The 22,135-nt window shown below is 75.0% G+C and carries 22 protein-coding genes; 11 read left to right on the forward strand and 11 right to left on the reverse strand.

Annotation, left to right across the window (positions count from 1 at the left end; genetic code table 11):
- The first annotated feature begins 311 nt into the window (after window positions 1-311).
- Window positions 312-3,272: a glycoside hydrolase family 2 TIM barrel-domain containing protein gene (locus ACL02R_RS19355; RefSeq protein ID WP_412798200.1), complete on the forward strand. Its 2,961-nt coding sequence runs from the start codon at window positions 312-314 to the stop codon at window positions 3,270-3,272.
- A 131-nt stretch (window positions 3,273-3,403) separates the two neighbouring features.
- Here ACL02R_RS19355 and ACL02R_RS19360 read toward each other — a convergent pair whose 3' ends face one another.
- From ACL02R_RS19360 to ACL02R_RS19370, 3 genes are all read right to left on the reverse strand, one after another.
- The gene (locus ACL02R_RS19360; protein WP_412798201.1) at window positions 3,404-4,213 is read right to left on the reverse strand and encodes an SAM-dependent methyltransferase; all 810 of its coding nucleotides are present in this window, start codon (window positions 4,211-4,213) and stop codon (window positions 3,404-3,406) included.
- 133 nt (window positions 4,214-4,346) lie between these two features.
- Entirely contained in the window at window positions 4,347-4,580 is a 234-nt protein-coding gene (locus ACL02R_RS19365) for a DUF397 domain-containing protein (RefSeq protein ID WP_412798202.1), read from the reverse strand.
- A gap of 3 nt (window positions 4,581-4,583) precedes the next feature.
- On the reverse strand, window positions 4,584-5,450 hold the full coding sequence (locus tag ACL02R_RS19370; RefSeq protein ID WP_412798203.1) for a helix-turn-helix domain-containing protein: 867 nt from the start codon (window positions 5,448-5,450) through the stop codon (window positions 4,584-4,586).
- A 156-nt stretch (window positions 5,451-5,606) separates the two neighbouring features.
- Here ACL02R_RS19370 and ACL02R_RS19375 point away from each other — a divergent pair, with 156 nt between their 5' ends.
- On the forward strand, window positions 5,607-6,062 hold the full coding sequence (locus ACL02R_RS19375) for an ATP-binding protein (RefSeq protein ID WP_412798204.1): 456 nt from the start codon (window positions 5,607-5,609) through the stop codon (window positions 6,060-6,062).
- Window positions 6,063-6,096: 34 nt separating this feature from the next.
- Here the strand turns inward: ACL02R_RS19375 and ACL02R_RS19380 are convergent, their stop codons facing one another.
- The gene (locus ACL02R_RS19380) at window positions 6,097-7,320 is read right to left on the reverse strand and encodes an MFS transporter (protein WP_412798205.1); all 1,224 of its coding nucleotides are present in this window, start codon (window positions 7,318-7,320) and stop codon (window positions 6,097-6,099) included.
- A gap of 234 nt (window positions 7,321-7,554) precedes the next feature.
- On the opposite strand from ACL02R_RS19380, the gene ACL02R_RS19385 reads away from it, so the two are divergent.
- From ACL02R_RS19385 to ACL02R_RS19395, 3 genes are all read left to right on the forward strand, one after another.
- Window positions 7,555-8,574 carry a TerC family protein gene (locus tag ACL02R_RS19385; protein WP_412798206.1) on the forward strand — a complete coding sequence of 340 codons (1,020 nt, stop codon included), beginning with the start codon at window positions 7,555-7,557 and terminating at the stop codon, window positions 8,572-8,574.
- A gap of 112 nt (window positions 8,575-8,686) precedes the next feature.
- Window positions 8,687-8,968, forward strand: a complete 282-nt coding sequence (locus ACL02R_RS19390; RefSeq protein WP_412798207.1) for a hypothetical protein — start codon at window positions 8,687-8,689, stop codon at window positions 8,966-8,968.
- 307 nt (window positions 8,969-9,275) lie between these two features.
- Window positions 9,276-10,205 carry a DMT family transporter gene (locus ACL02R_RS19395; RefSeq protein ID WP_412798208.1) on the forward strand — a complete coding sequence of 310 codons (930 nt, stop codon included), beginning with the start codon at window positions 9,276-9,278 and terminating at the stop codon, window positions 10,203-10,205.
- 63 nt (window positions 10,206-10,268) lie between these two features.
- Here ACL02R_RS19395 and xylA read toward each other — a convergent pair whose 3' ends face one another.
- Window positions 10,269-11,441: a xylose isomerase gene (gene xylA / locus ACL02R_RS19400; protein WP_412798209.1), complete on the reverse strand. Its 1,173-nt coding sequence runs from the start codon at window positions 11,439-11,441 to the stop codon at window positions 10,269-10,271.
- Between the two features lie 144 nt (window positions 11,442-11,585).
- Here xylA and xylB point away from each other — a divergent pair, with 144 nt between their 5' ends.
- The 5 genes from xylB (at window position 11,586) to ACL02R_RS19425 (ending at window position 16,643) form a co-directional block, all read left to right on the forward strand.
- Entirely contained in the window at window positions 11,586-13,019 is a 1,434-nt protein-coding gene (gene xylB, locus ACL02R_RS19405; RefSeq protein ID WP_412798210.1) for a xylulokinase, read from the forward strand.
- A 47-nt stretch (window positions 13,020-13,066) separates the two neighbouring features.
- Window positions 13,067-14,239, forward strand: a complete 1,173-nt coding sequence (locus ACL02R_RS19410; protein WP_412798255.1) for an ROK family protein — start codon at window positions 13,067-13,069, stop codon at window positions 14,237-14,239.
- Between the two features lie 150 nt (window positions 14,240-14,389).
- Window positions 14,390-15,082 (forward strand): N-acetylmuramoyl-L-alanine amidase, encoded by a 693-nt coding sequence (locus ACL02R_RS19415; RefSeq protein ID WP_412798211.1) that lies wholly within the window; start codon window positions 14,390-14,392, stop codon window positions 15,080-15,082.
- Window positions 15,083-15,197: 115 nt separating this feature from the next.
- Window positions 15,198-15,863 carry a hypothetical protein gene (locus ACL02R_RS19420; protein ID WP_412798212.1) on the forward strand — a complete coding sequence of 222 codons (666 nt, stop codon included), beginning with the start codon at window positions 15,198-15,200 and terminating at the stop codon, window positions 15,861-15,863.
- Between the two features lie 9 nt (window positions 15,864-15,872).
- A complete protein-coding gene (locus tag ACL02R_RS19425; protein ID WP_412798213.1) occupies window positions 15,873-16,643 on the forward strand; it encodes a hypothetical protein in 771 nt (256 codons plus the stop codon).
- A 13-nt stretch (window positions 16,644-16,656) separates the two neighbouring features.
- On the opposite strand, the gene ACL02R_RS19430 is transcribed toward ACL02R_RS19425, so the two are convergent.
- Window positions 16,657-17,115, reverse strand: coding sequence for a nucleoside deaminase (locus ACL02R_RS19430; protein ID WP_412798214.1), 459 nt, complete (start codon window positions 17,113-17,115; stop codon window positions 16,657-16,659).
- A complete protein-coding gene (locus tag ACL02R_RS19435; RefSeq protein WP_412798215.1) occupies window positions 17,112-17,963 on the reverse strand; it encodes an LLM class flavin-dependent oxidoreductase in 852 nt (283 codons plus the stop codon). Before ACL02R_RS19435 ends, ACL02R_RS19430 begins: the two co-directional genes overlap by 4 nt.
- Window positions 17,964-18,056: 93 nt before the next feature.
- Between ACL02R_RS19435 and ACL02R_RS19440 the strand changes: the two genes are divergently transcribed.
- Window positions 18,057-18,503 carry an Lrp/AsnC family transcriptional regulator gene (locus ACL02R_RS19440; protein WP_412798216.1) on the forward strand — a complete coding sequence of 149 codons (447 nt, stop codon included), beginning with the start codon at window positions 18,057-18,059 and terminating at the stop codon, window positions 18,501-18,503.
- A 14-nt stretch (window positions 18,504-18,517) separates the two neighbouring features.
- Here the strand turns inward: ACL02R_RS19440 and ACL02R_RS19445 are convergent, their stop codons facing one another.
- The 4 genes from ACL02R_RS19445 to ACL02R_RS19460 are packed head-to-tail and all read right to left on the reverse strand — an operon-like array spanning window position 18,518 to window position 22,134.
- Window positions 18,518-19,582, reverse strand: coding sequence for an MsnO8 family LLM class oxidoreductase (locus ACL02R_RS19445; protein WP_412798217.1), 1,065 nt, complete (start codon window positions 19,580-19,582; stop codon window positions 18,518-18,520).
- Complete coding sequence (locus ACL02R_RS19450) at window positions 19,579-20,268, reverse strand: ABC transporter ATP-binding protein (protein WP_412798218.1); 690 nt, start codon at window positions 20,266-20,268, stop codon at window positions 19,579-19,581. The genes ACL02R_RS19445 and ACL02R_RS19450 overlap by 4 nt, the downstream gene beginning before the upstream one ends.
- A complete protein-coding gene (locus tag ACL02R_RS19455) occupies window positions 20,261-21,187 on the reverse strand; it encodes an oligopeptide/dipeptide ABC transporter ATP-binding protein (protein WP_412798256.1) in 927 nt (308 codons plus the stop codon). Before ACL02R_RS19455 ends, ACL02R_RS19450 begins: the two co-directional genes overlap by 8 nt.
- A gap of 41 nt (window positions 21,188-21,228) precedes the next feature.
- The gene (locus ACL02R_RS19460) at window positions 21,229-22,134 is read right to left on the reverse strand and encodes an ABC transporter permease (protein ID WP_412798219.1); all 906 of its coding nucleotides are present in this window, start codon (window positions 22,132-22,134) and stop codon (window positions 21,229-21,231) included.
- Between the last annotated feature and the right edge of the window lies 1 nt (window position 22,135).

A 22,135-nucleotide genomic window follows, 5' to 3' on the forward strand; every position in this document is an offset into this window, starting at 1 on the left:
CTCCCAGGGAAGGTCGTGTGGGGGGACGTGGTGCAACTGCGCCTTACCCTCGCCGGGTTCCGTCCATGCCGCGGGGGCGTCCCTCCGGCGCGGACGGGCGGGCGGGTGCGGGCGCGCGTCCTTACCGGGGCAACGAGCGGGCGCGCCGTGAGTGACGGGCGCGCCCCGTCCGGTGGACGGAAGGGGCGTTCCGGGGCGACTCACCCGGGGCCTTGTGGGGGAACGCGCGGCAGATCTAGCGTGATCGAACAGCTAGGCACAGAGAGCAACATCGCGGGGCGGCGGGCGTCCGCCCGGCGGCGAGGAGACCCATGCGCACCCGGCCAGCGGACGACCGGCTCCCCTACCACGAGGACCCCACGCCCGGCAGCGGCACGCTCCCGCCGCGCGCCTGGTACGCGGCGTCCGACGCCGCCCGGCTGTCCCTGGACGGCACCTGGGCGTTCCGCCTCACCGCCGCCGCGGACGGCACCGGCGCCGCCTTCACCGGCGACGACCCCGACGGCACCGCCACCGCCGGGTGGGACGCGATCACCGTCCCGGGCCACTGGGTGCTCCAGGGCCACGGGGCGCCCGCCTACACGAACGTCAACTACCCCTTCCCCGTGGACCCGCCGCGCGTCCCCAGCGAAAACCCCACGGGCGACCACCGCCGCGTCTTCGACCTCCTCGGCGACTGGCCGGACGGGGGCGACAGCGTGCTGCGCTTCGAGGGCGTCGAGTCGTGCGCGCGGGTGTGGCTGAACGGCGAGGAGCTGGGCACGTTCCAGGGCAGCAGGCTGCCGCACGAGTTCGCCGTGGGGCGGCTGCTGCGCCCGCGCGGCAACGTGCTGGCCGTCCGCGTGCACCAGTGGTCCGCGGGCAGCTACCTGGAGGACCAGGACATGTGGTGGCTGCCGGGCATCTTCCGCGACGTCACCCTGCTGCACCGGCCCGCCGGCTCCCCCGCCGACTTCTCCGTCCACGCGGGGTACGACCACACGACGGGCGAGGGCACCCTGCGCGTGGACTGCGAGCCCGCCGGGCGCGTCACCGTCCCCGAGCTCGGCCTCGACCTGGCCACCGGCGAGGAGATCACCGTCCCCGTCGAGCCGTGGACCGCCGAGACGCCCCGCCTGTACGACGCGGTCCTCGCCACCGACGGCGAACGCGTCCCGCTGCGCGTGGGTTTCCGCACGGTCCGCGTCGAGGACGGCGTCTTCAAGGCGAACGGCAGGCGCGTCCTCTTCCGCGGCGTCAACCGGCACGAGTTCCACCCCGAACGCGGCCGCGCGCTCGACATGGAGACGATGCGGCAGGACATCCTGCTGATGAAACGCCACAACATCAACGCCGTCCGCACCAGCCACTACCCGCCGCACCCCGCGTTCCTCGACCTGTGCGACGAGCTGGGCCTGTGGGTCGTCGACGAGTGCGACCTGGAGACGCACGGCTTCACGTCCTTCGAGGGCTGGCGCGGCAACCCGGTCGCCGACCCGCGCTTCACCCCCGCGCTGCTGGACCGCGCGCGCCGCATGGTCGAGCGCGACAAGAACCACCCGTCCGTCGTGGTCTGGTCGCTCGGCAACGAGTGCGGCGCCGGGACCGGCCTGTCCGCCATGGCCGCCTGGATACGCGAGCGCGACCCGTCGCGCCCCCTCCACTACGAGAACGACCCGTCCTGCCCCGACAGCGACTTCTACTCGCGGATGTACGCGTCGCACGAGGAGGTCGAGCTGATCGGCAGGCGGGCCGAGGAGCCGCTGGGCGACCCGCTCGCGGACGCGCGCCGCCGCTCGCTGCCGTTCGTCCTGTGCGAGTACGCGCACGCGATGGGCAACGGGCCCGGCGGACTCGCCGAGTACCAGCGGCTGTTCGAGACGTACGAGCGGCTCCAGGGCGGTTTCGTCTGGGAGTGGATCGACCACGGCCTGCCCCGGGTGACCCCCGAAGGGCGTCCCTACTGGGCGTACGGCGGCGACTTCGGCGAGGAGCTGCACGACGGCAACTTCGTCTGCGACGGCCTCCTCTTCCCCGACCGCACCCCGTCGCCCGGCCTCGTGGAGTACAAGAAGGTCGTCGAGCCGGTGCGGATCACCGTCGACGCGGCGGCCGGGACCGTCCGCGTCACCAACGGGCACGACTTCCGCGACCTGGCGCACCTCGCGTTCGGCTGGCGCCACGAGGTGGAGGGCGTCGCGGTCGCCTCGGGAACGCTCGCTGTCCCCGCGCTCGCGCCCGGCGACAGCGCCTACGTGCCCCTGCCGCCCGCCCCCGCGACGGAACTGGCGGGCGAGCCCGTGTGGACGGTGACCGCCGCCCTCGCCGACGACACCCTGTGGGCCCCGGCGGGCCACACCGTGGCCTGGGCCCAGGCCACGGCGCCGGCCGCCCCGCGCCCGGCGGCAACGGGCACCGCGCACGCGCCGTCCCGCGACGCCGACGGCATCCGCCTGGGCGCCGCCCGCTTCGACCCGCGCACCGGCACGCTCCTCGCCCTCGGCGGCCTCGCGCTGCGCCAGGGCCCCCGGCTCGACCTGTGGCGCGCCCCGACCGACAACGACCTGGGCGCCGACTGGCAGGACGACGTCCGGCACGCGCCGCTGTGGCGCCAGGTCGGCCTGCACCGCCTCCAGCACCGCGTCGAGGCCGTGGACGCGGCCGGGGACGCGGCCGGGGACGCGCTGCTGGTCCGCGCCCGCGTCGCCCCGGCGGCGAGCGACCTCGGTCTGTTCGCCGAGTACCGCTGGACGGCCGTGGGCGACGAGCTGCTTCTCGCTGTCACGGTCACACCGGACGGGGGCGCCTGGCCGTGCACGCTGCCGCGCGTCGGCCTGCGCCTCGGGCTACCCGGCGCGTACGGCGACGCGACGTGGTTCGGCGGCGGCCCCGGCGAGGCGTACCCCGACAGCCGCGCCGCCTCGGTGACGGGCAGGTACGCCATGCCGGTGGACGCGCTCCAGACGCCGTACGTCCGCCCGCAGGAGAACGGCGCCCGCGCCGGCGTGCGCTGGGCCGAGCTGCGCGCGGCGGGCGGGGCGGGGCTGCGGATCGCGGCCGGGGACGACCCGTTCTGGTTCACCGCGCGGCGCTGGACGAGCGAGCAGCTCGACGCGGCGGAGCACACGACGGACCTCGTGCCGGGCGACACGGTGTGGGTCAACATCGACCACGCGCAGCACGGCCTCGGCAGCCAGTCGTGCGGCCCGGGGCCGCTGCCGCGCCACCGCCTGGAGGTGGCGCCCGCCGCGTTCTCCTTCCGGTTCTCCGCGCTGGGCGGTCCGGCCGCCTGAGCGGCCGGGGACGGGCGCACATGGAGCCCGTGGCCGGTGCACGGCCACGGGCTCCACGCCCCCTCCGCGGCTCCCCTCCGCGGCGCGGGAGGGCGTCGGCGCGTCCCGGCGGGCCCCCGACCGCCGGGACGTCAGCGCTTGACGCCCACTCCGCAGTAGAAACCGAGCCCGTGCAGCTCGGGGTCGTCGGGCACCGGGCTCGCGGGCCGCCAGAACGGTGGCTGCACGATGCCGGGTTCGAGCAGGTCGAAGCCGTCGAAGTAGGAGCGCACCTGCGCGTACGGACGGAGCGTCAGGTTGGCCGTGGCGTTGTCGTACACCTTGCGGACGGAGGCCAGCTGCTCGGCGTCGTGGAAGTCGGACGTCGCGTGGCTGAGGACCAGGCAGCTGCCGGGCGGCAGCGCGTCGGTGAGGGCGGCGACGAGGGCGCGGGGGTCGGCGGCGTCGTCGATGAAGTGCAGGATCGCGACCAGCAGCAGCGCCACCGGCTCGTCGAAGTCGATCAGCCCGCTGATCACCGGGTGCTCCAGGACGGCCCCGGGGTCGCGCAGGTCGGCGAGGACGAACCCGGCGTCGCCCGCGCTGGTGAGCTTGGCACCGGCGTACGCGCTGACGATCGGGTCGTTGTCGACATACGCGACGCGGACGGCCGGGTCCACGGTCCTGGCGACCTCGTGGGTGTTCGGCGAGGTCGGGATGCCGGTGCCTATGTCGATGAACTGCCGTATGCCGCGCGCGGCGACGATCCGGGTGGCGCGGTGGAGGAAGCTGCGGTTCTCCCGCGCGGCGGTGCGGATGTCGGGCAGCAGCGTGATGACGCGTTCGGCCGCGGCGCGGTCCACCTCGTAGTTGTCCTGGCCGCCCAGGTAGTAGTCGTACATCCGCGCCGGATGGGGCCGGCTGGTGTCGATCTGCTCGGCGGTGAATCCCTCTTCGCCCACGCCCTGCTCCGTCTCTGTGCCGTGTCGTGCCGTGCCGTGCCGTGCCGCAGTGCCGCCGCGTTGTCCCCGCCCCCCGCGCGGGGACAACGCGGCGCGGCAACCTGCCCGTGCGCCGTCCGCACGGGCAGGCCGCTCATACCAGGAAGTCCGCCTCCCCCGACTTGACGCCCTGGATGAAACTCTCGATCTCGTGTGACGTGCAGATCAGCGCCGGGCCGTCGGGATCGGTGGACTGGCGCAGCGCGACGCGGCCGTCGCCCAGCCGCAGCGCCTCGACGCAGCTGCCGCCGTTGCCCCCGCTCCATGGCTTCCGCCACCCCTCGGTGCCGAGGTGCGTGGCGGGCATGCCGTTGTATATGCGATCCATGGCTCAGATCTCCTTGCGAATACCACTGAGGATGGCCTCAGTGCGGTGCACGGGCGCGGCTTGCGCGCACATCCGGTCGAGCGCCTCGCGGAACGTGGAGACGTCGTCGCGCTGTTCGAAGTAGGCGGCGCCGACCAGGCTCTCGGCGCAGGCCACGTCGGGCAGTTCGGGGAGCGGGAACCGGAAGAGGTGGAACGGCCCGTACATCGCGGGGTGCGGCCCCGCCGAGAAGGGCATGATCTGGAGCCGGACATGCGGCTGGGCGGTGACCTCGATCAGCCGGGTGATCTGGGCCCGCATCACGTTGGGGCGGCCGATGGGGCGGCGCAGGACCGTCTCGTCCATCACGACCCACAGCAGCGGCGGGCGGCTGCGCACCAGGAGGTCCTGGCGGGCGAGGCGGAGGGCGACGAGGCGTTCGATCTCGTCGGCGGGTGCGTGCGGCATCCCGGCGCGCAGCACGGTCGCGGCGTACGCCTCGGTCTGGAGGAGGCCGGGGATGTAGTGCGGCTCGTACGCGCGGATCTGGTCCGCCTCCGCCTCCAGGCTGACGAAGGCGCTGAACCAGTCCGGCAGGACGTCGCGGTAACGGTGCCACCAGCCCGGCCTGTTGGCCTCGCGGACCAGGGTGAGGAAGGCGTCCACGTCCTGCTGCCGCGTGACCCCGTAGATCCGCAGCAGCTTCTCGACGTAGGGCACCTTCAGCCCGACCTGCGCCTTCTCCATCCGGCGGACGGTCGCGTGCGTGACATCGAGCGCGGCGGCGGCCTCCTCGAACGAGAGGCCCGCGGCCTCGCGAAGGTCCTGCAAGCGCTTGCCGAGCACGAGCCGGAGCGCGGTCGCCGCCCCGCCTCCCTGTCCGCCCGCCACGTCCCCGTCCCTCCGGTCGCCGGTCCCGCCCCAACTGCCCTGCCGCAGCGGCAGTCTGCCACGCGGGAGGTGCCGCGCAACAGAGTGCAACGAATGATTCTGTAATTTGCAGGATGCCCCTTGCCGGATGCGAGGGACACGGCCCACAGTAGGAACGTGGCCTCCTCTCCGCACCTCCAGTCCCTGGAGCGGAACGCGAGCACCGGTTGTCCCCCCGGGCCGCTCCGCTTCCGGCTCCCCGCAGTCGACGCCTCGGCCGCCGAGGCACGGCGCCGCGCACGGCAGCGGCTGCGGGAGTGGGGGGCGTCGCCCGACGCCTGCGACACCGCGCAGCTCGTGATCTCGGAGCTGGTCACCAACGCGCTGCGGCACACCGGCAGCACCGCCTTGGGCTGCGAACTGCGGCTGAACGGCCCACTGGTGCGCGTGGCCGTGGCCGCCGAGGGGCCGGGGCCGCGCCGCACACCGCAGGTGGCCGACATGGACGACGAGTCGGGCCGTGGGCTGCTGCTCGTGTGCACCCTGGCGGACATGTGGGGCGTACGGCCGTGGGACGGCGGCCGGGGACACGTGGTCTGGGCCGACCTGCGGCTCGACGGCACGACCGGCTGACCGGACCGCCGACCGACCGCGTGCGGCGGGGAGTTCAGGCCGCGCGGACGATCCTGGTCACGGCCATGACACGCAGGTGCCGCGCCCCCAGCGCGCCGACCAGCAGTGCGGCGCACCCGCAGGCGAGCGTCAGGACGTAGCCCCAGCGCGGGCCGTACGCGTCGACGACGACTCCGGCGCCGAGCACGCCGACCGCCTTGCCGACGCCGATGGCGGTGGACAGCCAGGTCATGCCCTCGGTGAGCGCCGTCGGCGGCACACCCTGCCGGACCAGGCTGTACCCGGCGATGATCATCGGCGCGATGAGGAAGCCGGAGAACAGGGAGTACACCAGCAGCGCCGTCACCCCGGGCATCGCCCACAGCGGCGCGACGCCGACGACGACGGCCGCCAGCGTCAGCAGGAACCGCCTGTCGAGCGTGAGCCGCCACTGCCGCGCGCCGTACCACAGCCCGCCCACCCCGCTGCCGAGCGCGTAGGCGGCCATGACGCCGCCGGACATCCACGGGCTCCCGTAGGCGTCCGCGAAGGCGATGGTCGACAGCTCCCAGCCGGCCATCATCGCGGCCATGCAGACGTAGACCGCGCACATCAGGCGCAGCCCGTGCACCCGCAGGGCACCACCGCCCCCGCCCGCGGGGAGGGTGATCACCGGCGGCTCGGTGCGCCGCTGGGCCGCCAGCAGGAGGCTGCCGACGGCCCCGGCGAGTGCCACTGCCGCCACCCCGGCGCCCGGGTGGAGGAGGACGACGGCGGAGACGACCAGCGGGCCGATGACGAAGATCAGCTCGTCGGCGACCGACTCGAAGGAGTAGGAGGACGCGACGAGCGAGGCGTCGCTGCCCGCGAGGTGACTCCAGCGCGCCCTGACCAGCGCGCCGACCGGGGGCATGGTCGCCATGAACGCGGCACCGGCGGCGTACAGGGTCCAGCGCGGGCCGTCCAGCCAGGCCGCCAGGAGCAGCAGGCCGCCCAGGGCGCCGAAGGCGAGCCCGAGGGGCCGCAGGACCCTGCGCTGCCCGATCCGGTCGGCGGCGCGGCCGAGGCGGGGGACGACGAACGCGTAGCAGAGGGCCCCGGCGGAGGCGACGGCCCCGGCGGTGGCGTAGCTGCCGGTCTCGGCCTCGACCAGGAAGACCGTCGCGAGGCTGAGCATCGCCGCGGGCAGGCGGCCGACCAGGCTCGCCGACACGAATCCCCCGGCGCCGGGGATGCGAAATATCTCACGGTAGGCACGCAGCCCGGCGGGTACTCCCATGGGGCCGCATCATGCCTGATCAGAGCGGTTCGGCGCACCCCCGCACGGCCGCCGTTCCCACCCCGGGGACCGGGAACTCCGGGCTTTTCCAAGATCCAACCGGTCGTCGCGGGCTCGTGGTTCGCGCGCGGGCCGGTCGATGTCCCCCTGAAACACCGGGAGTGACTTTACTATTTGATTAATCTAGCGTTGCACCTTCTTGGTGTACGCGACAGCCGGAGGACCGGAGGAACAGTGGACGTCTCGTTGACCATGTGGGTGCTGACGGTGGTGGTGCTCTGCGCCCTCATCGCGGTCGACTTCTTCTTCGGGCGCAAGCCCCACGAGGTCTCGCTCCGGGAAGCAGGGACCTGGACGGTGATCTGGGTGATCCTGGCCTGCCTCTTCGGCGTCGGCCTGCTGGTCTCCGGGAACGGCGAGGCCTCCGGCGAGTTCTTCGCCGGCTACATCACCGAGAAGTCGCTGAGCGTGGACAACCTCTTCGTCTTCATCCTGATCATGACGAAGTTCGCGGTGCCCGCCCGGTACCAGGCGCGGGTGCTGCTGGTCGGCGTGCTGATCGCGCTGGTCCTGCGCGCGGCGTTCATCGCCGCGGGCGCCGCGCTGATCGCGAACTTCTCCTGGGTCTTCTACATCTTCGGCGCCTTCCTGATCTGGACGGCGTGGAAGCTGGTCCAGGACGCCCGCGCGGACACCGAGGACGAGGAGTACGAGGAGAACCGCTTCATGCGGATCGTGGAGCGGCGCTTCCCGGCGACCGACCGCTACCACGGCACGAAGCTCACGATCAGGGAGAACGGACGCCGGCTCATCACCCCGATGCTGATCGTCATGCTCGCGATCGGCAGCACGGACATCCTCTTCGCGCTCGACTCGATCCCGGCGATCTTCGGCCTCACCGACGACCCGTACATCGTCTTCACCGCCAACGCGTTCGCCCTCATGGGGCTGCGGCAGCTGTACTTCCTCATCGGCGGCCTGCTCAAGAAGCTGGTCCACCTGTCGTACGGCCTGTCGATCATCCTGGGCTTCATCGGCGTGAAGCTGGTGCTGCACGCGCTGCACGAGTCGGGCGTCCACGTGCCCGAGATCAGCATCGCGGTCTCCCTCGGCGTCATCTGCACCGTGCTGGCCGTCACCACCGTCACGAGCCTGTACGCGACGCGCGGCGAGCGGGCGGACGGCGGCCCGGGGACGGGCGGCGAGGGCCAGGGGGACGGGCACGAGGCGAAGGCCTCCGGCTCCACCCGGTGATCCACCGCGCGGTACGGTGACGCCGCCCGCCGTCCGGCCGGGAACCGGAGGACGGCGCGCGGCGTTCACCCGGTGAGGTATTCCGCGCACCGAAGGTGGACGGAGGCAGCCCATGAGCGGCGAACAGGCGGGCCAGGACGGCCCGGGTCGCGACGACTGGGACGACATCGTGCTCGACGAGAGCTTCGTGCGTGGCGCGGAGGTGAAGGAGCCGACCGCCAGGACACGCATGCTCCAGGAGCGCTGGAAGAACGGGGCGCCCGCGCCGCAGCCGTGGCGGTCGGACGAGCCGCCGGCCGGCTGGATACACGCCCCGGGCCGCCGGAAGCGGTCCGGCGGCGGCAGGCGCCGGTGGTTCCGCAGGAAGGGCAAGAAGGACGACGGCGGGGAGTGACCCGCCGCGCCCGTCGTCCGCACGACAGCGGTGGTGACGGCCCCTGCCGGGGAACGCGCGCGTTCCCCGGCGGGGGCCTTCGCGTTCCCCCGAGACACTGCGCGATGGTCAGATAAGCTGCCCGTCATGGATTCGGTTTCCGCGCCTTACCGGCACCGCGTCACCCCGCCGCCCGCCGCCCGCTGAGGGCGCCGCCAGGCCGCGTTCCACGCCTCCGGGCGGATCCTCCGGGCCCGCGCCGCATGCCGTCGCGCCCTCATTCCGCTGATTCCCGGCCGGAACCCAACGGAGCAGGACGCGTACCGTCATGTCGTCATCCGGATCTTCCCTTTCCCCTCTCTCCCCGAGCCAGGCCCGCCGCGAACGCGGCGGCGCCCCGTACGTCCTCGCCGCGGCGGCCCTGTGGGGGACCACCGGCACCGCCGCGAGCTTCGCGCCGCCCGCCGCCTCGCCGCTGTCCGTCGGAGCCGCCACGATGGGGCTCGGCGGACTGCTCACCCTGGCCCTGGCCGGCCGGTCCGCGTTCGCGGTCCTGCGCGGCGGCCGGAGCCTGCTCGCCCACCTCCTGGCAGGCGCCCTCGGCATCGTGGTCTATCCGCTCGCCTTCTACACGTCCATGGACATGGCCGGGGTCGCCGTGGGCACGGTGGTGTCCCTCAGCTCCGCGCCGGTGTTCGCCGCGCTGCTCGACCGGCTGCTGCACGGCAGCCCGCTGACCGGCCGCTGGCTGGCCGCCACGGCGGCGGCCACCGGCGGGTGCGCCGCCCTCGCCCTCGACGGCCGGGGGGCTGCGACGGGCGACGGCATCGGCCCCGGCGTGGCGGCGGGGCTGCTGTCCGGCGCGGCGTACGCGGTGTACGCCTCCTGCGCCGCCGCCGTCATCAGACGCGGCCACCCGGCGCGGGCCACGATGGGCGCGCTCTTCGGCCTCGGCGCCTGCGCGCTGCTGCCGCTCCTCGCCGCGACGGGCGACGCGCTCGCCGCCGAGCCGCGCGGGATCGCCGTGGCCGCCTACCTGGCGGTGGTCCCGATGTGCCTGGCCTACGCGCTGTTCGGCGCGGGTCTCGCCCGCGTCCCGGCGGGCACGGCGACGGTGCTCACGCTCTTCGAGCCCGTGGTGGCGGCGGTGCTCGGCGTCGCCGTCGTCGGGGAGCGGTTCGGCGCGGCGGGCTGGGCGGGCGTCGGGCTCGTCGTGTTCGGGCTGCTGGTGCTGACGGCGCGCCGGCCGCGCGGCTGACGCCCCGGCGCGGCGCGGGGTGCGCGTACGGGCACCCCGCGTCGCGCCGGAAGGCGGGCCGTGTCAGCCGCGCACGCCGAGGAGGTGGTCCATGGCGAGCTGGTCGAGCGCCTCGAACGCGAAGCCGCGGGCGGCCGCCGCGTCCACGTCGAAGTCCTCGAAGGCGCCGCGGTCCGCCAGCAGCGCGGCGGCCGTCTCGCCCTCGGCGAGCGTCGGCGTGGCCAGCTCGTCGAGGCGGGCGGCGCGCAGCGCCTCCTGGACGGCCGGGTCGGCGCGGAAGGCCGCGGCGCGCTCCCTCAGAATCAGGTAGTTGCGCATGCAGCCCGCGGCCGAGGCCCAGACGCCGTCGGAGTCCTCGGTCCTCGGGGGCTTGAAGTCGAAGTGGCGCGGGCCCTCGTAGCCGCCCGTCTCCAGCAGGTCCACGAGCCAGAACGCCGAGCGCAGGTCGCCGGCGCCGAAGCGCAGGTCCTGGTCGTACTTGATGCCGTTCTGCCCGTTGAGGTCGATGTGGAACAGCTTGCCCGCCCACAGCGCCTGCGCGATGCCGTGCGGGAAGTTGAGGCCGGCCATCTGCTCGTGGCCGGTCTCCGGGTTGACGCCGAACAGCTCGGGGCGCTCCAGGCGCTCGATGAACGCGAGGGCGTGCCCGACGGTCGGCAGCAGGATGTCGCCGCGCGGCTCGTTCGGCTTGGGCTCGATGGCGAAGCGGATGTCGTAGCCCTGGGAGGTCACGTAGTCGCCCAGGAGGTCGAACGCCTCCTTGAAGCGGTCGAGCGCGGCGCGCACGTCCTTGGCGGCGCCGCTCTCGGCGCCCTCGCGGCCGCCCCAGGCGACATAGGTCTTGGCGCCCAGCTCGGCGGCGAGGTCCACGTTGCGGATCACCTTGCGCAGCGCGTACCGGCGGACGTCGCGGTCGTTCGAGGTGAAGCCGCCGTCCTTGAACACCGGGTGGGTGAACAGGTTGGTGGTCGCCATCGGCACGACGAGGCCGGTGCTGTCGAGGGCCTGCTTGAAGCGCTTGACGGTGGCGTCGCGCTCGGAGTCGGACGCCCCGAAGGGGATCAGGTCGTCGTCGTGGAAGGTGACGCCCCAGGCGCCCAGCTCGGCGAGGCGGTTGACGGACTCGACCGGGTCGAGGGCGGGCCTGGTGGCGTCGCCGAAGGGGTCGCGGCCCTGCCAGCCGACGGTCCACAGACCGAAGCTGAACTTGTCCGCGGGGGTGGGCTGGTACGACATGGCGGCTCCTTCGGTGCCCGGGTGTCCTGACGGCGGCGTACGACAGGTGTGCCGACGACTATTTCGTCAGCGCCGTTTACAAATTAGTATGCGGGAGCCCGCTGTGAAAACCCCCCTGCCCCTGGCCCGCGGAGAGGACGCCCCATGGCCGTACCGGACGGACCCCTTGTCATCGGCGTGGACAGCTCCACGCAGTCCACCAAGGCGCTGGTCGTGGACGTCGCCACCGGCCGCGTCGTCGCGCGCGGCTCGGCGCCGAACGTCGTCACCGCCGAGCGCGACAGCGACCCGGAGCAGTGGTGGCAGGCGCTGCTCGACGCCGTCGGGCAGTGCGGCCCGGCCGCCGCCCAGGCCGCGGCCGTCTCGGTCGCCGGGCAGCAGCACGGCCTGGTGACGCTCGACACGGACGGCCGCCCGGTGCGCGGCGCGCTGCTGTGGAACGACACGCGCTCCGCGCCGCAGCGCGACCGGCTGCTCGACGAACTGGGCGGCCCGGCCGCCTGGGCGGAGCGCACGGGCAGCGTGCCGGCCGCCTCGTTCACCGTCACGAAGTGGGCCTGGCTGCGCGAGAACGAGCCGGAGGCCGCGGCGCGGACCCGCGCCGTGCGCCTGCCGCACGACTACCTGACCGGCCGCCTCACCGGCCAGGAGGTGACGGGCGGCACGACCGACCGCGGCGACGCCTCCGGCAGCGGCTGGTGGTCCACCGCCACGGAGGACTACGACGGCGAGATCCTCGGCCACGTCGGGCTCGACCCGGCGCTGCTGCCCCGCGTCGTCCGGGCGGGCGAGGCGGCCGGGACGACGCGTTCCGGCCTGCCGCTGCCCGCGGGCATCCCCGTGGCGGCCGGGACGGGCGACAACATGGCGGGCGCCCTCGGGCTCGGTCTGACGCCCGGCAGCCCGGTCCTCAGCCTCGGCACCTCGGGCACGGTCTACGCCGTCACGCACCGGCGCCCGGCCGACCCGTCCGGCATCGTCGCGGGCTTCGCGGACGCGGCCGACGCCTGGCTGCCGCTGGCCTGCACGCTCAACTGCACGCTGGCCGTCGACCGGTTCGCCGCGCTGCTCGGCCTGTACCGCGAGGCGGTCGAGCCCGGCGGCGAGGCGGTCGTGCTGCCGTTCCTCGACGGCGAACGCACCCCCGACCTGCCGTACGCGGCGGGGCTCGTGAGCGGCCTGCGGCACACCACCACCGGCGGCCAGCTGCTCCAGGCCGCCTACGACGGCGCGGTCTTCGCGCTCCTCGAAGCGCTCGACCGCGTGCTGGACGACAGCGCGGACCCCTCGTCGCCCATCCTGCTGATCGGCGGCGGCGCGCGCGGCACGGCCTGGCGCAACACCGTGCGCCGCCTGTCGGGCCGCCCCGTGCGCGTGCCGCGCGCCGAGGAGCTGGTGGCCCTGGGCGCCGCGGCTCAGGCCGCCGGGCTGCTCCTCGGCCGCGACGCCGCGTCCGTCGCCCGCGACTGGGGCACGTCGGACGGCCCCGAGTTCGACGCGCTCCCCCGGGACGACGCCGCGCTGGAGCGGCTGGCGGCCACCCTGACCGACGCCGGCGCGCTGCTGCGCCGCCACTGAGCCGGCCGGCGAACGTGACAGCCACCGCCCCGAAGGCGCAGGCCGAGATGCGGCAGCGCAACCTCTCGCGCGTGCTGCACACCGTCGCCGCCGAAGGCCCGCTCTCCCGCGCCGACGTCGCGGCCCGGATCGGCCTGACGCGCGCCGCCGTGTCCACGCTCGTGGACGAACTGCTGCGCGGGGAGCTGCTCGTGGAGCGCGGCCCGGGGCGGTCCGGAACGGTCGGCCGGCCCGGCACCCAGCTGCTCGCCGCCGACCGGGGACCGGCCGGTGTGGGGGCGGAGATCGGCGTGGACCATCTGGCGGTCTGCGTCATGGACCTGCGCGGGGACGTCCGCGTCCGCGCGGTCCACGAGACGCGCAACCAGGGCAGCGATCCGGCGGAGGTCCTCGGCGCGCTCGGCGGCATGCTGCGCCGTGCGGTGGAACGGGCCGCGTCCGCCGGACTGCGGCCCGCCGGGCTGGCGGTGGCCGTGCCGGGGCTGGTCGTCCGCGACACCGCGACGGTCCTGCGCGCCCCCAACCTCGGCTGGCACGGCGTGGACCTCGCGGACCTCCTGCCGTCCGGACTCGGTCCCGTCACGGTGGAGAACGAGGCGAGCCTCGGCGCGCTCGCCGAACTGTGGGGCGGCTCGGGCGGGCCCGGCGGCGCGCCGGACAGCTTCGTCCACGTCTCGGCGCAGATCGGCATCGGCGCAGCCGTCGTCGTGGACGGCGAACTGCTGCGCGGCGCCCAGGGGTTCGCGGGCGAGCTGGGCCACGTGCCGGTACGCCCGGAGGGCCGCCCCTGCACCTGCGGCGGGCGCGGCTGCCTGGAGGCGTACGCGGGTGAGGACGCGGTGCTGCGCGCCGCCGGGATCGAGCCGGGTCCCGGCGTGCGCATGGGCGCGCTGACGGCGCGCTGCGAGGCGGGCGAGCAGACCGCGCTGCGCGCCGTGCGGCAGGCGGGGACGGCGCTCGGCATCGCCCTGTCGGGGGCGGTCAACCTGCTGGACCCGCGCCGGATCGTGATCGGCGGCAGCCTCGCGCGGCTCGCCCCCTGGCTGCTGCCGCCGGTGGGCCGGGAGCTGGCCCGCCGCACCGCCGTCGCGGCGGGCGGCCGGGAGACGCCGGTGCCCGTCACGCCCTCGCCGCTCGGCCAGGACGGGCCGCTGCTGGGCGCGGCGCGGTCGGCCGTACGGGCGGCGCTGGACGCCCCGGCGGCGCTGCTGGGCGGGTGACGGCGCCTCAGGTCGTGCCAATGGCGGTGTCTTCGCCCACTTGGCAGACGTCTGGCCCGGCGTCAGCATGAGTCCCATCGGTTGTCATGTCCAGGCCGCAATCTCGGCCCGACACCCCCGCGACGCCGTGCCCAGACACCGGGAGCCCTCATGCCGAAGCCCACCGAGCCGACGCCGTCCCCGTCCCGCCGCGCCCTGCTGCGCGGCGGCGCCGCGGTCGCCACCGCCGCGACCGCCCTCACGGTCACCGCGGGCCACGCGCTTGCCGGCCCGGGGGCGGGCCCGGCCCAGCGCCCGTCGGGCGGTGCCGCCGCCGCGCCGGGGGCGGCGGGCCCGATCCGCACCGCCGACTACGCCTACTCCGAGTGGGTGCCCGCGGCGTCGTCCAACTACACGGTCGCCAACCGGCCGCGGACGTATCCGGTCGAGTACGTCGTCATCCACGTGACGCAGGAGACGTTCGCCGACACGCTCGGCATCTTCACCGACCCGGCGGCGCGCGTGTCGGCCCACTACGTCGTCGCGTCGGACGACGGCCGCGTCGCGCAGTGCGTCGAGGAGAAGAACGTCGCCTGGCACGCGGGCAACTGGTCCTACAACACGCGCAGCATCGGCATCGAGCACGAGGGCTGGGTCGACCAGCCGCGCTGGTTCACCACCGCGATGTACGAGGGCTCGGCGCGGCTGACGGCCTTCCTGTGCGGCTACTACGGCATCCCGGTGAACCGGTCGCGGATCATCGGACACAACGAGGTGCCGGGCGCCACGCACATCGACCCGGGCCCGCTGTGGGACTGGACGCGCTACCTCCGCCTGGTGAACGGCTACCTGAACGCCGCCTGACCGCCCGCGCACCACCCCGTTCCCACACAATCCCCACCAGACCGCTTTTCATCACATCGGGCGAACCGGCACCCGTTCGGCCCCGCCCCGCGCGCCGCGCCGCCACGATCGCCCCGTGGACACATGGCAGCGCGTACGCCGCGCGGGCGCCGGGGCCCTCTGTGCCGCGTTCCTGCTGACGGGCGCGGCCTCGGTCGCGGCGGCACGCGGCGGAGCGGGTGACGGGGACGGCGGGGACGACGGGCGGGACCGGTGGTGGGACTGGTACTGCCCCGTCGTGATGGTGGCCGAGACAGGTCACACGCGGGTCGTCGCCCCGGCGCACCCCCACTGCTTCCCCTGGCCGCACTGGCCGTGGCCGCCCCACCCGAGCCCGAGCCCGACGCCGTCGCCGTCACCCACACCGACACCGTCGCCGTCACCCACCCCGTCGCCCTCGCCGACGCCGGAGCCGACACCCGCGCCCGCGCCCGCGCCGTCGCCCTCCCCCGAACCGCCTCCGCCGGCCCCGCCGCCCCCGCCCGCGCCGGAGCCGCCGCCCGCCGAGCCCGACCCGGCCCCCGTGCCCGCGCCGCCACCGCCGCCCGCGCCCCCGGCGGACGACCCGCTCCCGCTGACCGCCGGGCTCGCCGCGCCCCCGCAGCGCGAGACGCCGGACAACGGCGGCTCCGTCGTGAGCCGCACGCTGCTCGTCGTCGCCCCCGCCGTCCTCGCGGCGGCCACCCTGCGCCCGCGCGGCGGCGGCTCGTCCGCCCGTTCCTCACGTTCCAGCACCGGCTAGGAGACCACGGTGTCCGAATGGCTTGCCCTGACCATCATCGTCGCCGCGACCACCGGCGTCGTGCTCCTCCTCGCGCTGCTCAGGCGGCGCCACACCGATCAGCCCGACGACCCGTCGGAGACCCCCGACGTCATCGAGTACATGACGATGATGCTCGGCGTCGTCTACGCCATCGTCCTCGGCCTCGCCATCGCGGGCGTGTGGGAGGCCAGGGGCGAGGCCGAGGCATGGGTGCAGCAGGAGGCGCAGGCGCTGCACGAGATGGACGAACGGGCCGCCGTCTTCCCGCCGGACGTCCGCGACGCGATCCGCGCCGACATCCACGCGTACGTGGCGTACGCCTCGGGCGACGAGTGGGGCGAACTGCGCGAGGAGGGGCAGCTGACACCGGAGGGCGACCGGCTGCTCGGCGACCTGCGCGCCACCGTCACGGACCGCGAGCCGGAGACGGTGCGCGAGGTCGAGTCGTATCAAGGGCTGATCGACCAGGCGGCCACCGTGGCGGACGCCAGGTCGGGGCGTGTCCAGGCCGCCGAGCCGACGATGCCGGTCGAGGTGTGGATCGGGCTGCTGACCGGGGCGGCGGTCGTCGTCGGCATGGTCTTCGCCCTCCAGATCCAGCGGTCCGCGCGGGAACTGGTGCTCGCCGGGCTCTTCAGCGCGATGATCGCCTTCCTGCTGTTCCTCGTCTGGCACTTCGACGCGCCGTACGCGCGGGCGCTCGGCGACAGCGCGACCGAGCCGTACGCGCTGCTGTTCCCGGGGATCGCCGCGGACTAGCGTGCCGGGGCCGTCAGCCGTAGTAGCCCGCCACCACGGCGGCGGCCTCGTCGTGGAGCGCCGGGCCCTCGGTGCGCGGCGCGGGCGGCTCCGCCGGGGGCTTGAGGGCGAGCAACTGCGCGGTGGACAGGGCGTACACCACGCGGCCGAGGAACGAGCGTTCGATGGCGCCCGCGCACATGCCGCACGGCTGGCAGCTGGTGTACAGGGTGGTGCGCGCGGCGGTGGCGGGGTCGAGTTCACGGGCGGCCCAGACCGCGAGCTTCAGTTCGGGGTGCAGGGAGATGTCGGCCTCGGTGACCGTGGTGTTGTGCGCCTCGGCCAGCACCTCGCCGCCCGGACCGACCAGCAGCGAGCCGAACGGCGGGTCCCCGCCCTCCCGTGCCAGGGCGGCGAGCGCGACGGCGCGGCGCAGGTGCCGTTCGTCCGCCTCGGTGAGGGGGCGGGGCGCGTCGGCGGGTGGCTGTGTCATGGTCGCTCCAGGTCGGGGAGGTGGGCGGCGACCGCCGCGACGGCCCGCCAGGCCGCCTCGGGGCGCAGGGTCTCGTCCGGGGCGCCGTTGTACGGGTCGAGCAGCACGGTGTCCGGGTCGAGCTTCCGCAGCCCGTCGAGGTCGGCCACGATCTGCTCGACCGTGCCCTCCCCCGCGAGTCGGCCCGGCCCGGTGACGGGCCGGTCGGTCAGGCGCAGCGCGATCCGGGGCGCGAAGGCCGGTGCCGGGCGCCCCAGCTCGTGCGCGGTCGCGCGTAGCCGGTCGGCTGCGGCGGCCAGCCAGCCGGAGGTGGCGCGCAGCGGGTGCCAGGCGTCGCCGAGGCGGATGGCGCGGCGCAGTCCCGCGTCGCTGTTGCCGCCGACCCAGACGGGGATGTGCCCGGCGCGGTAGTCGTCCTGGTCGGCCCACGCCGCGCGGATCACCCGCAGGTGGTCGTCGGTCAGGGCGCCACGCCGTTCGAACGGGACGCCGAGCGCCGCGAACTCCTGCCGTGCCCAGCCCGCCGCCACGCCGAGCACGAGCCGGCCGCCGCTGAGGTCGTTGAGGTTGGCGGCCATCCTGGCGACCAGCAGGGGGTGCCGGTAGGGCACGATGACGACCGTCGTGCCGATCCTGATCCGCCCGGTGATCCCGGCCATCCAGGCCAGGGTGGTGAAGGGGTCGTAGAACGGCGGCCGGTACTGCTCGGTGACGTCGGGCGTCAGCACCACGTGGTCCGAGAGGGTCAGCAGGTCGAACCCGTGGCCCTCCACGCGCTCCGCCCAGCCGCGCAGCACACCGGGGTCGGTGCCGGGGCCGAAGTTGGGGATGTTCACTCCGATTCGCACCGGGTGAATGTATCCGGGGCGGGCGGCCGGGTTGAAGGGATTGCTCACGGCATCAGGGGCGTCCGGCCGTGGATCTGCCGGTATCGTGGCCCGATGACCGAGACTCTCGATCCGACGGACTGGTCGATCCTCGCGGAGCTGCAACGAGACGGGCGCCTGCCGCTGACCGAGCTGGGCAAACGGGTCAGGCTGAGCGCGTCGGCGGCCACCGAGCGGGTGCGGCGTCTGGAGGCGCTCGGCGTGATCACCGGCTACCGGGCGGAGCTCGACCTGACGCGCGTCGGCTATCCGGTGCTGGCCGTGGTGCGGCTGAAGTACCCGGGCAGCCGCCACCAGCCGCTGCACGCGCTGCTGGGCGAGCGCGCCGAGATCCTGGAGTGCCTGCGGACCACGGGCGACGACTGCTACGTCCTGAAGGTGGCCGCCACGTCCATGCAGCACCTGGAGAAGGTGGTGGACGAGCTGGCCGGGTTCGGTAGCACGACGACCAACATCGTCTACAGCCAGACCCTCCCCTACCGCGGCCCCGCCCGCCCTTGACCGCCCGGGGCGGGTCAGGCCCCGGCGACCGCCGGGTGGGCGGCGGGCGTCAGTCCGGCGAGCCGTGCGAGGCGGCGCGTCGAGTCGAGACGGTCCGCGGCGCTGTGCGTGGAGAGGGTCACCAGCACCTCGTCGGCGCGGGTGCGGGATATCAGGCGGGCCAGGGCGCGTTCCATCCCGCCCTCGTCGCCGTGCAGCTGCCCGGCGCGCGCCTGGGCGAAGTAGGTCCGCTCGCGTTCGGTGAGGTCCCTGGCGAGGATGTCGTCCGCCGGTTCGAGGGGGGCGAAGACGCCGCGTGTGCGGGAGTGCACGGTGGCCCACGCCTCGGGGACCTGGAGCAGGGCGGCCTCCTCCGCGGTGGCGGCGACCGCCGCGTTCACCGCGATCACGACGTACGGGCGCTCGCCGTACGGTCCCGGGACGAAGTCCCGCCGGTACGACTCGACGGCGGTGAGCATCCGTTCCTCGTCGTCCCGGTACGCCAGCACGACCGGCAGCCCGTGCGCGGCGGCGATCCCCGCGCCGGAGCCGACCGCGAGGACGAACGGCGGCACCCGCAGCCCCTCGGCGGGCAGGGCCCGCACGGGGCCGCCGCCCTCGAAGTAGCCGAGCAGTTCCGCGATCTGCTCGCCGAACCGGTCGGCGGCGTCCTTGTCCGCCCCGAGGGCGCGCCGTACGGGCCCGACGAAGCCGACCGAGCGGCCGAGCCCCATGTCGATCCGGCCGGGGAAGAGCGACGCCAGCACGCCGAACTGCTCGGCGACCACGAGCGGCCGGTGATTCGGCAGCATGACGCCGCCGGTGCCCACGCGGACGCGCCGCGTGGCCGACGCGACGGCGGCGGCGAGCACCGTGGGGGCCGATCCGGCGACGCCCGGCACGCCGTGGTGCTCTGCCACCCAGAAACGGTGGAAGCCGAGCGCGTCCGCCTCCCGGGCGTACGCGACGGTCCCCCGCAGCGCCTCGTCGGGCCGCTGCCCCTGGCGGACGAGGGCCCGGTCGAGGACCGACCAGCGGACCGACCGCAGCGCCGCCGCGTCCGTCCCCGTGTCCGTGTTTCCGCCCTGGTGTGTGCTCACCCTTGTGCCAACGCCGTGGAGCGCTCAGGATTCCCGCCGCCGCTCCCCCACTCCCGTACGGAGTCGCACCATCTGCCGAGCAGCACGCGGTCGTGGCCGACCGCGAGCAGCGCCGCGCCGTGCTCCCTGCGGTAGTCCTCGACGAGGGCGACGAGCGCGGCGGTGGTGGAGGCGTCGAGCATGGCGGTCATCTCGTCGCAGATCAGCAGCCGGGGGCGGAGCAGGAGGGCGCGGGCCAGGCAGGCGCGCTGGAGCTGCCCGTCGCTGACCTCGTGGGGGCGGCGGCGCAGCAGTTCGGTGCCGAGCCCCGCGGCGTCGGCGAGGGCGGCGGCGCGGCCGGCCAGCTCGTGGCCGCGTCCGGTGGCGCGGGCGGGTTCGGCGATGAGGCCGCCGAGGGTGAGGCGCGGGTCGGCGGCGAGGCGCGGCTGCTGGAAGACGACGCCGACAGCGGTGCGCAGGTGCCGTGGCGCGCGGAAGCGGTAGCCGGTGACGGTCTCCCCGGCGAGGCGCACCGTGCCCTCCCACGGCCGGTGCAGCAGGGCGGCGACGCGCGCGAGGGTGGACTTGCCACAGCCGCTCGGGCCGAGGAGTCCGAGCGCCTCGCCGTCGGCGACGGTCAGGGACAGGTCGCGGACGACGGGCGTGCGGCGGTCGTATCCGGCGGTGATGCCGGTCAGCTCAAGCATCGGCGGCCTCCGGGGCGGTGGCGTGGTGGCAGGCGACGCCGCCGTCGAGGGGCGGGCGGGTGGCGCACGCGGCGTCGGCGCGGGCGCAGCGGGGGGCGAACGCGCAGCCGCCGGGGAGTGCGTCCAGTTCGGGCGGCAGGCCGGGGATGGGGGTGAAGTCGCGTTCCGGCAGGGCGGCGAGGAGTCCGGCGGCGTACGGGTGGCGGGGGCCTGGGCGGCCGAAGAAGGCGGGGGCTTCGGCGAGTTCGACGATGCGGCCCGCGTACATGACGGCGACGCGGTCGGCGATCCGCTCGGCGGCGGCGAGGTCGTGCGTGATGACGAGGAGGCCGCGTCCCTCGTCGGCGTGGCGGCGCAGTCCGGCGACGGTGCGGTCCACGAGATCGCGGTCGAGTCCGGTGGTCGGCTCGTCGGCGATGAGGAGGGGCGCGTCGCCGACGAGGGCGAGGGCGGTGGCGGCGCGCTGGGCGAGGCCGCCGGAGAGCTGGTGCGGGTGGTGGCCGAGGTGGCCGGCGGGGAACGCGGCCCGTTCGGCGGCGGCGGTGACGGCGGGCGGCAGCGCGTCGCGGCGGGTGCCGGTGAGGGCCTTCACGGTCTCGGTGAGGTGGGCGCGGACCGTCCGTACGGGGGTGAGGTGCGCCGCCGGACTCTGCGGGACCAGGCCGATGCGGCGTCCGCGTACGGTCCTGGCGAGCGTGCGTTCGCCCGCGGTGAGCAGGTCGACGGCGGGCTCGCCCGGCGCGGCGGGCGGGAGGACGGCGCTGCCGCGCGTCTGGGCGTTGGCGGGGAGGAGGCCGAGGAGCGCGCCGGTCAGGACGGACTTGCCGCAGCCGCTCTCGCCGACGAGCGCCAGGCACTCCCCCGCCGCGAGGTCGAACGAGACGTCGCTGACGGCGGCGACGTGGCGGCCGCGCGGCATGCGGAAGCGGACGGACAGGCCGCGCACGGACAGCAGGGGCGTCACAGGACCAGCTCCGATCGGCGGCGCGGGTTGATGCGTTCCCGCCAGGCGCCGGCGAGTCCGGCGATGGCGAGGGTCGGCAGGATGATGAACAGGCCGGGGAAGAGCGTCGGCCACCAGTCGCCGGCGGCCAGGGGGCCCCGGGCGGCGTTGATCATCGTGCCGAGGCTGGCCTGGTGGGCGGGGATGCCGAGGCCGAGGAACGACAGCGCGGACTCGTGCCACAGCGCGTGCGGCACCATGAGCACGGCAGCGAGTCCCGCCTGGGGCAGCACGGCGGGCATCAGGTGGCGCAGGACGACGCGGCGGCGTCCCGCACCGCCGGATATGGCGGCGTCGATGTAGGGGCGGGTGCGCAGTGACAGCACCTCAGCGCGGACGATACGGGCGGTGGAGACCCAGTGGGTCAGCCCCACAGACACGATGACGGGCCACACGCCGGGGCGGAACATGGCGACGATGAAGATGCCCATCAGCAGGTGCGGCACGGCGGAGAACGTGTCCACCAGCCGCATCAGCAGCCGGTCGGTACGGCCGCCCGCCGCGCCCGCGACGCAGCCGATGGCGAGGCCGAGTACGGCGGCCACCAGCGCGGCGACGACGCCGACGGTCAGGGAGACGCGCAGGCCGTAGACGCTGCGCAGCAGGAGGTCGCGGCCGACGTCGTCGGTGCCGAAGGGGTGGTCCCAGGACGGCGGGATGAGCCGGGCGGTCAGGTCGATGGCCTGCTGGTCGAGGGGGAAGAGCAGGGGCACGAGCAGGACGGCAGCCACAGCGGCGGCGACCAGTACGGCCGACGTGGCGACGCGGACCTTGCGGGTGCCGCGCCGTTCGGCCGCCGGGGTGTGCCAGGGCTGCTCGGCGGGGTCCGCCGCCTCGGGGGTGGGGCGTTCAGTGGTGGCCATG

Source organism: Streptomyces sp. MS19 (assembly GCF_047200595.1).
Lineage (GTDB): Bacteria > Actinomycetota > Actinomycetes > Streptomycetales > Streptomycetaceae > Streptomyces.